The 12,134-nt window shown below is 71.0% G+C and carries 9 protein-coding genes; 5 read left to right on the top strand and 4 right to left on the bottom strand.

Annotated features, from left to right (window positions below):
- Positions 1–14: 14 nt before the first annotated feature.
- Together AC1RRS_RS02885 and AC1RRS_RS02880 are read right to left on the bottom strand one after the other, a co-directional pair.
- Positions 15–1,583: a tryptophan halogenase family protein gene (locus AC1RRS_RS02885; protein WP_492853858.1), complete on the bottom strand. Its 1,569-nt coding sequence runs from the start codon at positions 1,581–1,583 to the stop codon at positions 15–17.
- 205 nt (positions 1,584–1,788) lie between these two features.
- Positions 1,789–3,162, bottom strand: a complete 1,374-nt coding sequence (locus AC1RRS_RS02880) for a glycoside hydrolase family 27 protein (RefSeq protein ID WP_492853857.1) — start codon at positions 3,160–3,162, stop codon at positions 1,789–1,791.
- A 262-nt stretch (positions 3,163–3,424) separates the two neighbouring features.
- Between AC1RRS_RS02880 and AC1RRS_RS02875 the strand changes: the two genes are divergently transcribed.
- The 3 genes from AC1RRS_RS02875 (at position 3,425) to AC1RRS_RS02865 (ending at position 8,602) form a co-directional block, all read left to right on the top strand.
- The gene (locus AC1RRS_RS02875; RefSeq protein ID WP_492853856.1) at positions 3,425–5,776 is read left to right on the top strand and encodes a beta-L-arabinofuranosidase domain-containing protein; all 2,352 of its coding nucleotides are present in this window, start codon (positions 3,425–3,427) and stop codon (positions 5,774–5,776) included.
- Positions 5,777–6,050: 274 nt separating this feature from the next.
- Positions 6,051–7,886, top strand: coding sequence for a tetratricopeptide repeat protein (locus AC1RRS_RS02870; RefSeq protein WP_492853855.1), 1,836 nt, complete (start codon positions 6,051–6,053; stop codon positions 7,884–7,886).
- A complete protein-coding gene (locus tag AC1RRS_RS02865) occupies positions 7,883–8,602 on the top strand; it encodes a cytidylyltransferase domain-containing protein (RefSeq protein ID WP_492853854.1) in 720 nt (239 codons plus the stop codon). Before AC1RRS_RS02870 ends, AC1RRS_RS02865 begins: the two co-directional genes overlap by 4 nt.
- Before the next feature lie 17 nt (positions 8,603–8,619).
- Here AC1RRS_RS02865 and AC1RRS_RS02860 read toward each other — a convergent pair whose 3' ends face one another.
- The gene (locus AC1RRS_RS02860) at positions 8,620–9,513 is read right to left on the bottom strand and encodes a LysR family transcriptional regulator (RefSeq protein ID WP_492853853.1); all 894 of its coding nucleotides are present in this window, start codon (positions 9,511–9,513) and stop codon (positions 8,620–8,622) included.
- A gap of 102 nt (positions 9,514–9,615) precedes the next feature.
- Here AC1RRS_RS02860 and AC1RRS_RS02855 point away from each other — a divergent pair, with 102 nt between their 5' ends.
- Together AC1RRS_RS02855 and AC1RRS_RS02850 are read left to right on the top strand one after the other, a co-directional pair.
- Positions 9,616–10,611, top strand: coding sequence for an aldo/keto reductase (locus tag AC1RRS_RS02855; RefSeq protein ID WP_492853852.1), 996 nt, complete (start codon positions 9,616–9,618; stop codon positions 10,609–10,611).
- An 18-nt stretch (positions 10,612–10,629) separates the two neighbouring features.
- Positions 10,630–11,754 carry an aldo/keto reductase gene (locus tag AC1RRS_RS02850; protein ID WP_492853851.1) on the top strand — a complete coding sequence of 375 codons (1,125 nt, stop codon included), beginning with the start codon at positions 10,630–10,632 and terminating at the stop codon, positions 11,752–11,754.
- 13 nt (positions 11,755–11,767) lie between these two features.
- On the opposite strand, the gene AC1RRS_RS02845 is transcribed toward AC1RRS_RS02850, so the two are convergent.
- Positions 11,768–12,133: a hypothetical protein gene (locus AC1RRS_RS02845; RefSeq protein WP_492853850.1), complete on the bottom strand. Its 366-nt coding sequence runs from the start codon at positions 12,131–12,133 to the stop codon at positions 11,768–11,770.
- Position 12,134: the final 1 nt, after the last annotated feature.

Raw genomic sequence — 12,134 nt, 5'->3', positions numbered from 1 at the left:
AGGGGAGAAGGGGGTCAGGCCGGCTCGAGCGGCCGGTCGAAGCCGAAGCGGTTGATCTGCGAGATCAGGTCGCGGTGGCTGGGCAGGTCGTGGGTGGCGCGTTCGCCGAAGGCGCGGATGCGGGCGAACTGGCGGGCGGCCGACTGCACGTCGGGGAACTCGCCCCGGCCCGGCGACAGGTCGGTTTTGAAGCCCATGCCGTAGAGAATGTACTGGTAGTTGAAGAAGGCGAAGGTCTCGAGATCGAGGATGAAGTCGTAGCGGCTGGGCGGGCGGTGACGCCATTGCTCCAAGAGCTCGGCCAGCCGCTCGGGGATAGAGGCGGGGTCTGCGTTGTCGCGCCAGAACGGCTCGGTCCGCCGGCTCAGGCAATAGTGCAGCTTCAGGAAGGCGATGATGTTGTCGTAGCGCGCGGTCATCAGCTGGTTGAAGCGCCGGGCCGGGGCGTCGATAGGTCCATTATGGGGAAAGAGCTCGGCGATGATCGCCACCGCCGCCTCGATCAGCACCACGCCGGTCGACTCCAGCGGCTCCAGGAAGCCCGCTGACAGGCCCACGGCCACGCAGTTGCCCACCCACTGCCGCTCGCGATAGCCGGCCTCGAAGCTGATCGCCTTGGGGGTGATCTCGACGTCGCCGCCGATGTGGGCGCGCAGGATCGCCTCGGCGCGATCGTCGTCCATGTGGTCGCTGGAATAGACGCAGCCGACGCCGCGCGCGCCGGCCAGACCGATGTCCCAGATCCAGCCGGCCTCGTGGGCCGTGGCGACGGTGAAGCTCTGGATCGGCGCGTCGGGCCGCTCGTAGGGAACCCGGCAGGCCAGGGCGCGGTCGGTGAACAGCACCGGCCGGGTCGACTTGAACGGCGCCTTCAGGGCCTGGCCGATCAGCTCGGCGCGAAAGCCGGTGCAGTCGACATAGAGGTCGGCCTCCAGTCGGCCGTGCTCGGCGCAGGTGATGTGGTCGATGGCCCCGTCGGCGTCCAGCGCGACGTCGGTCAGCAGCCCCTCCAGCCGTTCCACGCCCAGCTCCCGGGCCCGGTCGGCCAGCACCTGGGCCAGCTTGGCGGCGTCGAAATGGTAGGCGTAGTTCAGCGGCCCGGCGAAATTGCCCTCGTGCGGCCGCTTGGGCGCGCGCTGGGCGCCGGCCACCCGCGCCTGGATGGTCATGGCCTCGGCGAACGGCGGCCGCGTCGCCTCGTCCTGCAGCAGCCAGTAGGGCGCCAGGCTCGCCCCGTCGGCCGAGAACGGCGCCTCGAACGGATGGAAGTACTGGTGGCGCTGGCCGTCCTGCGGCGCGTGCCCCCAGTCGATGAAGCGGATGCCCTGCTTGAAGGTGGCCGAGGTCTCGCGGATGAACCGCGTCTCGTCGATCCCCAGGAACTGCAAGGTCGTGCGGATGGTGGGGAAGGTCGCCTCGCCCACGCCGATGATGCCGATGTCGGGCGACTCCAGCACCGTGATGCGCAGGTGATCCTGCTCGGCGATGCGCAGGCTCTTGGCCAGATAGGCGGCCGTCAGCCACCCGGCCGTCCCGCCGCCCACGATGAGGATGCTGCGCCCACGCTCCATGGGTCCGTGCATAGCGCGTTTGCGCGGCAGGGGCATCCGTTTCGGGGGAGGGGGCAGAGCTTGGCCCTTCGCCATTTAGATCCGAGTATCCCCGCGAAGGCGGGGACCCAAGCTGACTCTCGGGGTGTGGCGAGGCCGTGGATCACCCGCCGCCTCGGCTTGGATCCCCGCCTTCGCGGGGATGCTCGGAGTTTGGGGGCGTAGGAGAAGGGTCCTGCTACCCCAACCGCAGCAACGCCGCCCCGTGCGGAGCCACCACCCGCTCCACCCGGCCCGACACCCGGCCGAGATCCTCGCCGCTCCACAGGTCCCGTGCAGCCACAGACCCCGAAAGTCCCAGGTCCCGCAGCGGCAGGCCCACGGCCTTCGGCTTTTCGGTGGTGTTGAACAGCGCCAGGTAGCGGGCGTTCTGCGCCCCCTCCGGCCGCGCCGACCAGATCCGCATGCCGTCGGCGATGAAGTGCGGCTGGTTGCCGGTGCTGGCCTGGTTCACCGCCAGGACCTCACGGTTCGTCAGTAGGCTGAGCGTCGGAGCATCCAGGTGGCGCAGGTCGCCGCCCATGATCAGCGGCGAGCGGGCGATGGCCCACAGGGTCATCAGGGTGCGCTGCTCGTCGGGCGTGAACTTGGTGTCGCGCTTGCCCAAAGCCAGCCGCCCCAGCGGCAGCATGTCGGCGTCGGGCCAGCCGCCGACGACGCGGTGCTCGTTCCAGTTCTCCAGCCGGGTGAACTGGGCCTCCAGCATGGACCACTCGTCCCAGAAGTCGTCCGAGATCCGCCACATCTGGGCGTAGCGGCGCACGTGGCCGGCCCGCGCCACCGGGGTCTCGCCCGGCGACAGCGACAGCACGATCGGCCGTCCCGTCGCCGCGATCGCCTTGTGCGCCGCCTCGATCTCGGGCGCATGGGCGTCATAGGGCCGGCTCATGTCGTCCATCTTGACGAAGTCGACGCCCCAGTCGGCCAGCAGCCGAAAGACGCTGTCGTAATAGGCCTGGGCGCCGGGCTTGCTCATGTCGACGCCGTACATGTCCGGGTTCCAGGTGCAGATGCTGGAGGTGTCGGCGATGTCGGCGGCGCGGACCTTGGTCCCCAGGATCGGCAGGTTGGCCTTCACCGCCGCGCGCGGGATGCCGCGCATCAGGTGCACCCCGAACTTCAGGCCCAGGGCGTGGACCTGGTCGGCCAGGGCCTTGAAGCCCTTGCCCCCGGCGCTGGACGGAAAGCGGTTGGGCGCGGGGATCAGCCGCCCGAAGCCGTCCATCGCCGGCTGGGGATTGCGGTTGTACTCGTAGCTGGCCGCCTCGGGCTCGTACCACTGGATGTCGACCGTGAAGACGTCGTAGCCGAACGGCAGCAGCTTGGCCGCCATGATCCGGGCCGTCTCCAGCGCCTCGCTTTCGGTGATGGTGGTGGCGAAGCTGTTCCAGCTGTTCCAGCCCATCGGCGGCCGCGGGGCCAGCAGGGCGGGCGCCTTCTTGGGCTTGGCGGCCGGCTTGGTCGCGGCGGCGGAAGCGGTGGTCGAGGCCGCGCCGGCCATAAGTCCGGCGGCCAGCAGGCCGCGCCGGTGCATGTCCAGGGTCACTCGCATCCTCCCGTGTTTTTGCTCTTGTCAGACAATATGGCGGGTCTGGCAAGCGGGTGGAGCGGGATCCATTCCTCCCTCCGTAAAATCCCCGCGAAAGCGGGGACCCAGGCTTTTTCTGAAACGCGTGGCGCTCGACGATAAAACACCTGGGTCCCCGCTTTCGCGGGGATTTTACGGGAGGAGGGAGGGCCGCCGACTTGAGCCCCGCCACCCATCATGCTCTCTTGCCCACAATAGTCAGACAAATGCCCCGGGGAAGAACGCCATGGATCCGCACAAGCCGAGCCGCCGCGCCTTCCTGCTGGCCACCAGCGCCCTGGCGTTCGCCGCGACCGCCGCCGCCGCCAAGCCGGTCGAGCAAAGCCCCCGGATCGTCGCCACCCCCGTCCCGGCCCGCCACATCGTCCTGAAGGCCTCGCATCACCAGCGCGCCGCCGACGCGAACCGCGCCTATCTCCTGTCGCTGTCGCCCGACCGGCTGCTGCACAACTTCCACCAGGGCGCGGGCCTGCCCGTGAAGGCCCCGGTCTATGGCGGCTGGGAGGCCCAGAGCATCGCCGGCCACACCCTGGGCCACTGGCTGACCGCGTGCTCGCTGCAGGTGGCCCACACCGGCGATCCGCAGCTGCGCGAGCGCCTGGCCTACACCGTCGCCGAACTGGCCCGCGTCCAGGCCGCCCACGGCGACGGCTATGTGGGTGGCACCACCCGCTGGGGCCAGTCCGACGCGGCGGCCGGCAAGCAGGTGTTCGAGGAGCTGCGCCGGGGCGACATCCGGTCCTCGCGCTTCAGCCTCAACGACGGCTGGGTGCCGGTCTACACCTGGCACAAGGTGCACGCCGGCCTGCTCGACGCCCATCGCCTGGCCGCCACGCCGGGCGCCCTCGACGTCGCCACGGGCCTGGCCGGCTATTTCGCCACGATCATCGAGGGCCTGAGCGACGAGCAGGTGCAGAAGATCCTGGTCACCGAGCACGGCGGCCTCAACGAGGCCTATGCCGAGACCTACGCCCTGACCGGCGACGAACGCTGGCTGAAGATCGCCCGCCGCCTGCGCCACAAGGCCGTGCTCGATCCCATCGCCGCCGAGCGCGACGAGCTGGCCGGCCTGCACGCCAACACCCAGATCCCCAAGGTCATCGGCCTGGCGCGTCTCTACGAGGTCGGCGGCGATCCGGCCGAGGCGACGGCGGCGCGGTTCTTCCACACGGCCGTCACCCGCGACCACAGCTACGTCATCGGCGGCAATTCCGACCGCGAGCACTTCGGCAAGCCGCGCCAGATCGCCCGCCACATGGCCGAGACCACCTGCGAGGCCTGCAACAGCTACAACATGCTGAAGCTGACCCGCCACCTGTGGAGCTGGAAGCCCGACGGCGCCCTGTTCGACTATTACGAACGCACCCAGCTCAACCACATCCTGGCCCACCAGAACCCGGCCGACGGCCGCTTCGTCTATTTCATGCCGATGGCCGCCGGCGGCCGCCGCAGCTATTCCACCTACGAGGACAGCTTCTGGTGCTGCGTCGGCTCGGGCATGGAAAGCCACGCCAAGCACGCCGACAGCATCTGGTGGCGCAGCGGAGAGACGCTGTGGCTGAACCTCTTCATCGCCTCGAGGCTCGACCTGGGCGAAGGCGACTTCGCCATCGACCTGGACACCCAGTATCCCAGCTTCGGCCACGTCGCCCTGACCATCGAGCGCGCCCCGAAGGGCGAGCGCGAGCTGGCCCTGCGCCTGCCGGCCTGGAGCATCAAGCCGACCCTGGAGCTCAACGGCCAGCCGGTCGCCATCCAGACCCGGGGCGACGGCTACGCCCGGGTCTCGCGCCGCTGGAAGGCGGGCGATCGCCTGCGGCTGACCGTGCCGATGACCGTGCGGGCCGAGCCGACGCCGGACGATCCCAACCTCGTGGCCCTGCTGTCGGGGCCGCTGGTGCTGTCGGCCGACCTTGGCCCCGCCGACCGGCCGTTCGACCGTCCGGCCCCGGCCCTGCTGGGGCAGGGCGATCCGGCCGCCCTGCTGCGCGTCACCGGGGCCCACCCGCACAATTTCGACGCCCCCCTGGCCCAGGGCGGACGGGTGGAACTGACGCCGTTCTTCACCGGCTACAGCCGACGCGAGGCGATCTACCTGCCGGTGTTCACCCCGGCCCGCTGGGCGGCCGAGGGACCGGCCTATCTGGCCGCCGAGAAGCAGCGCATCGACACCGTCGCCCGCACCGTCGACGCGGTCTATCTGGGCGAGCAGCAGCCCGAGGTCGACCACGCGGTGAAGGCGGGCGCCGGCGAGATCATCCAGCTCAACGGCCGCAGCGGTCGCCGCATCGCCCCCGGCGGCTGGCTGGAGATGACGCTGAAGCGCCGCGCCGGTCCGCTGACCCTGCAGCTCGTCTACTGGGGCCAGGACACCGGCCAGTCGGCCAAGGTGCTGGCCGACGGCGCCGAGACCGGCCGCTTCGCGACCCCCACCGACCGCCGCGACGGCTTCTTCACCGCCGACGTCCCGCTGCCGGCGGGCGAGGGGACGGCGAGGGTACGGATCGAGGCCGGGGACAAGCCGGTGACGGTCTACGAGGCGAGGGTGCTGGCGGCGGGGGCGGCGGCTACGGCGTAGGGGCGAACTCGCGCCGCCTGCCCCCTAAACCGAGTATCCCCGCGAAGGCGGGGACCCAAGCTGACTTCCAGGATGGGGCGCGGCCGTGGATCATCCGCCGACCCCGCTTGGATCCCCGCCTTCGCGGGGATGCTCGGTGAAAAAGGACGCCCGAGGGCGGTCCCCGTTCCGGCGTTGGCGTGGCCTCCAACACCCCCCTCCCCACAACGCGCTAAAGCCCGCGTTAATCCTCTGGCAAGATGGTGCGCGCAACCGACCAACCGGCAGGAGAGCCATGGCTTCGCGACACAACCGCCCCGCTCCCGCCCGGTCGGCTCCAACCAAGGCCGTGCCCAAGCCCGTCTCGGCCAGCGCCCTGGCCCTGGGCCAGGAGGCCGCGCCCGCCGCCGCCTATGTCGGCTTCAAGGCCGCGCCCGTCGGCGACTCCGCCTCCAAGGAGGCCCTGGCCCGGCTGAAGCAGGCCACCCAAGGGCTGCGCGACCACGCCCAGAGCCGCCTGCTCGACCAGGCGATCCTGGCCGTGCGCCGCCACGACTACGCCAAGGCCGAGCAGCTGGCCCAGAAGGCCCTGGCGCAAGACCAGGGGCTGGGCGTGGCCTGGCATGTGCTGGCCGTGGCCCGCGAGAAGCTGGGCGACTTCGCCGCCTCGATGCACGGCTACGAGGCCGCCCTGAAGCTGCTGCCCAACCAGGACGCGGTGGCCGCCGACGTCGGCCGCCTGGCCTATCGCATGGGCATGCCCGACATCGCCGCCAAGCTCTTCCGCCTGCACCTGGCCCACCAGCCGGGCGACGTGGCCGGCCTCAACAACCTGGCCAGCGCCCTGCGCGACCTCAACGCCGAGTCCGAGGCGATCGAGGTGCTCAAACCCGCCATCGGCGCCCATCCCGAGCAGCCGATCCTGTGGAACACCCTGGGCACGGTGATGTGCAGCCTGGGCGACGGCGCCACCGCGCTCACCTTCTTCGACGAGGCCATTCGTCTCGATCCGGCCTTCGCCAAGGCCTATCACAACCGCGCCTACGCCCGGCTCGACCTGGGCGACGCCGAGGGCGCGCTGGCCGACTGCGACCAGGCCATCCGCCACAGCGTCGCCCGCGAGGACGTCGCCACCATCCAGTTCGCCCGCTCGACCATCCTGCTGGCGCTTGGCCGCGTCGCCGAGGGCTGGGCGGCCTACGAGGCGCGCACCTCGCCCGACCTGCCCGACGCCCCGCGCTTCGTACTGGAAGGCCGCCAGCTGGCCGCCGGCGAGCCCCTGGCCGGCAAGCGCCTGCTGGTCATGGCCGAGCAGGGCCTGGGCGACGAGGTGATGTTCGCCGGCCTGCTGCCCGACGTGCGCGAGGCCCTGGGTCCCGACGGCAAGCTCTCCCTGGTGGTCGAACGGCGCCTCGTGCCCCTCTTCGCCCGCAGCTTTCCGGACGCCGACGTCACCCGCCACCGCACCGTCGCCCTCGAAGGCCGCGTCTACCGCACCGCCCCCGAGATCGAGCGCTGGGACGATTTCGACGCCTGGACTCCGATCGCCTCGCTGCTCCAGACCCTGCGCCCGAGCGCCGAGAGCTTCCCCGACCGCGAGCGCTTCCTGACCCCCGACCCCGACCGCGTCGCCCACTGGCGGGGCGTGCTGGCCGACCGGCCGGGCCTGAAGGTCGGGGTGCTGTGGAAGAGCCTCAAGCTCGACGGCGAGCGCGCCCGCCTGTTCTCGCCCTTCCGCCTGTGGGAGCCGGTGCTGCGCACCCCCGGCGTCAGCTTCGTCAACATCCAGTACGGCGATTGCGACGAGGAGATCCGCATCGCCCGCGAGGAATTCGGCGTCGATCTCTGGACCCCGCCGGGCATCGACCTGAAGGAAGATCTCGACGACATCGCCGCCCTGACCAGCGCGCTGGACCTGACGGTCGGCTTCTCCAACGCCACCATCAACCTGGCCGGGGCCTGCGGCGCGCCGATCTGGATCGTCACCGCCGCCGCGGCCTGGACCCGCCTGGGCACCGACCGCTACCCCTGGTACCCGCAGGCCCGCGCCTTCGTGACCGAGAACCTCCAGACCTGGGCCAGCGTCATGGACGAGGTGGCGCAGGCCCTCGCCGAAAAGGCGGCCCGATGATCGCGGCCGTCCTCCAGGCCCGGATGAGCTCCACCCGCCTGCCGGGCAAGGTGCTGGCCGACGTGGTCGGCGCGCCGATGATCCTGCGCCAGATCGAGCGCCTGCGCCGCATCCCCTCGCTCGACCGCCTGATCGTCGCCACCTCCGACGACGCCAGCGACGACGTCCTGGCCGATACGCTGGAGGCCGCCGGGGTCGAAGCCTTCCGCGGCCCGCTCGACGACGTCCTGGCCCGCTTCGCCGGCGCCGTGGCGGGCTTGGCCGACGACGACCTCGTCCTGCGCCTGACCGCCGACTGCCCCCTGGCCGACCCCGCGCTGATCGAGCGCCTGCTGGTGCACCACCAGGCCGTCGGCGCCGACTATTCGGCCACCACCCACCCGGCGCGCACCTATCCCATCGGCCTCGACGCCGAACTGACCAGCGCCGGCCATCTTCGCCTCGCCGCCTCCGAGGCCGCCGACCCCTACGAACGCGAACACGTCACCCCGTTCTTCTACCGCAATCCGCAGCGGTTCGTGCTCGACGGGGTGATGCAGGCCGTCGACGAAAGCGCGGTGCGCTGGACGGTCGACCTGCCCTCCGACCTGGCCTTCGTGCGCGAGGTCTACGGGGCGCTCTATGCGGGCAACCCGGCGTTCACGTCGGACGACGTGCGGGCGCTGGTGGCGGGGCGGGAAGATTTGCAGAGGCTCGGGGATTTCCCGCGAGGGTAGGGGCCGCCCCTCCGTCATCACCCCTCCCGATACCGCAACGCTTCGATCAGCAGGGAAAACGCCGGCGAGGCGTGGCGGCGGCTCGGGTAGTAGAGGTGGTAGCCCGGAAACGGCGGCGACCAGTCCTCCAGCACGCTGATCAGGTCGCCGGCGGCGATCCGGGACGCGACGACGTCCTGCGGAACATAGGCCAGGCCCAGGCCCATCAGCGCCGAGTCCAGCCGCTGGTCGAGGGTGTTGCAGACCAGCTGGCCGTCGACCCGCACCTTCAGCTCGCGGCCGTCCTTCTCGAACTCCCACGGGAAAAGGCCGCCATAGGTGGGCAGGCGCACGTTGATGCAGTTGTGGTCGGTCAGGTCCTGGGGCGTCAGCGGCTTCGGGCGGGTGGCGAAATAGGCCGGTGAGCCGACCACGGCCATGCGCATCTCCGGGCCGATGCGCAGGGCGATCATGTCCTTGGCCACCTGCTCGCCCAGGCGCACCCCGGCGTCGAAGCCCTCGGCGACGATGTCGACCAGGCCGTAGTCGACCACGATCTCGACCCGGATGTCCGGATAGTGCGGCAGCAGCCTGGCGATACCGGGCTGGAGGACCGAGCGCGCGGCGTGCTCGCCGGCGGTGATGCGGATCGTGCCGGCTGGCCGCTCGCGTAGTTCGCTTAAGGCGGCGAGCGCCTGCTCGATCTCCTCCAGGCGCGGGGCGATGGTCGAGAGCAGGCGCTCGCCGGCCTCGGTGGGGGCGACGCTGCGGGTGGTGCGGGCCAGGAGCCGCAGGCCCAGCCGCGCCTCCAGACCTTTGATCGTCTGGCTCAGCGCCGAGGCCGAGACGCCCAGCTTGGCCCCCGCTCGCGTGAAGCTGCGCTCCCGGGCCACGGCGGCGAAGGCGGCCAGTTCGTCGAAGCCCTGGGCCATTTGTTAGTCCTGCTAAAAACGACATGCCGATTATCGCGTCTAATCGCCGGAATGGGCCAGCGCTATCTTCCTGGCTCGCAAGCCCGTTCAGGAGGACACCCCATGCAGACGCGCAAACTCGGCCAGGGCCTGGAGGTCTCCGCCCTCGGCTACGGCTGCATGGGCCTCAGCGCCGCCTATGGCCCGGCGACGCCGCGCGCCGAGGCCGTCGCCGTCATCCAGGCCGCCTTCGACGGCGGCGTGACCCTGTTCGACACCGCCGAGGCCTACGGGCCGTTCGCCAACGAGGCCCTGCTGGGCGTGGCCGTGGCTCCGTTCCGCGACCAGGTGGTGATCGCCACCAAGTTCGGCTTCGACATCGACATGACCACGGGCGCGCGGACGGGCGGCCTCAACAGCCGGCCCGAGCACATCAAGGCGGTGGTCGAGGCCCAGCTGCAGCGCCTGCGGACCGACCGCATCGACCTGCTCTACCAGCACCGCGTCGACCCGGCCGTGCCGATGGAGGACGTCGCCGGCGCGGTGAAGGACCTGATCGCGGCCGGCAAGGTCGGGCATTTCGGCCTGTCGGAGCCCAGCCTCGACTCCCTGCGGCGCGCCCACGCCGTCCAGCCCGTCACCGCGCTGCAGAACGAATACTCCCTGTGGACGCGCGACGTGGAGGAGAACGGCGTGCTGGCCGCCTGCGAGGAACTGGGGATCGGCTTCGTGCCGTTCAGCCCGCTCGGCGCCGGGTTCCTGACCGGCAAGATCGACGCGCAGACGCAGCTTGATCCCACCGACTTCCGCTCGATCTCGCCCCGCTTCGCCGCCGACGCCCGCGCCGCCAACATGGCGCTGGTCGACCTGCTCAAAGCCATCGCCGAGCCCAGGCAGGCGACCCCGGCCCAGGTCGCCCTGGCCTGGCTGCTGGCCCAGAAGCCCTGGATCGTCCCCATTCCCGGCACCACCAAGCGCCACCGCCTGACGGAAAACCTGGGCGCGGCGGAGGTGGAGCTGACGGCGTCCGACCTGACCCGGATCGCCGGAGCGGCCGCGAAGATCGCCGTCGTCGGGGCGCGGCTGCCCGAAGCCGTCCTCGCCCAGACCAACCGCTAGCCGCCGGAGACGATGACCATGAACCAGCGCACCCCGCGCGGCGTCGGTCGCCGCGATCTCCTGGCCCTGGGCCTCGCCGCGCCCGCCGCCATGGCCGCCCCCGCCCAGGCGCGGACGGCCAGGCCCGCCGGCCTCGAGCGCCGCAGGCTCGGAACGCTGGAGGTCTCCGGCGTCGGCCTGGGCGTCCAGAACATGAGCCGCACCTACCAGACCACGGTCCCGTACCGGCCGGAGATGATCAACATCATCCGGACGGCCCACGATCGCGGCGTCACCTTCTTCGACGCCGCCGAGGCCTACGGCCCGCACGAGGTCGAGCGGATCCTCGGCGAGGGGGTCGCCCCGATCCGCGACCAGGTGGTGATCGCCAGCAAGTTCGGCTGGAACGTCGACCTGGAGACCGGCCAGCGCCGCCCCGGCCTCAACAGCCGGCCCGAGCACATCAAGCTGGCGGTCGAGGGCATGCTGAAACGCCTGCGGACCGACCGGATCGATCTGCTCTACCAGCACCGCGTCGATCCGGCCGTGCCCATCGAGGACGTCGCCGGCGCGATCAAGGACCTGATGGCGCAGGGCAAGGTGCTGCACTGGGGCCTGTGCGAAATGGGCCAGCAGACCCTGCGCCGCGCCCATGCCGAGCTGCCGGTCACGGCCGTCCAGAACGAGTATTCGATGTTGTGGCGCGGGCCGCAGGCCTGGGTGCTGCCGACCTGCGAGGAACTGGGGATCGGCCTGGTCTGCTGGAGCCCGCTGGGCGTGGGCTTCCTGAACGGCGCGATCGATGCGGCCACCCGCTACGCCGACGGCGACATCCGCAAGCTTGAAGGCCGGTTCTCGGCCGAAAGCCTGCCGCACAACCTGGCGCTGGTCGCCCTGGTGAAGACCTGGGCCGAGCGCAAAGGCGCCGCCCCCGGGCAGATCGCCCTGGCCTGGCTGCTGGCGCAAAGGCCGTGGATCGTGCCGATCCCGGGAACCACCCAGATGGCGCACATGCTCGAGAACGTCGGCGCCGCCTTGGTCCGCTTCACCCCGGCCGAACTGGCCGAGCTGAACGCCGCCGTCGCCGCGATCGAGGTCCAGGGCCTGCGGCTGCCGCCGGCCGTGCTGGCCTATTCCGAGGTCGAGGCCCCGCCGAGGGGGTGACCTCGGCGGCCGCTCAGGCCAGTCCTGGCGGTCGGAAACGATCCAGGTTCGTGCGCAGGCGCCGGAGCCGGATCCGGCGATCCTTGCCGGTCTCGGTCGCGGCGGCCAGAAGCGCGTCCATGATGGTGTCGGACAGCTGGGTGCGGGTCGGTTCATCCAGCGTATCAGCCGCCGCTACGCGCGACAGGTAGCGTGTGATGGCGTGCACGGGCTGGACGTTGTCGGCGATGCCGTCTCCGTCGACGTCGGTGAACGTCACCCGGGCGCCGTCCCGCACCAATGGAAACTGGCGGTGATCGAACCTGGCCAGTAGTCCGCCCCCATCGGCGTTGATCGCCCACCACTGCGTGCCGAGGTTCTCGGCCGTCCCCACGGGCATG

This window comes from Caulobacter sp. GW821-FHT12A07 (assembly GCF_058807655.1).
This window is presented reverse-complemented; position numbering and strand designations above follow the sequence as displayed.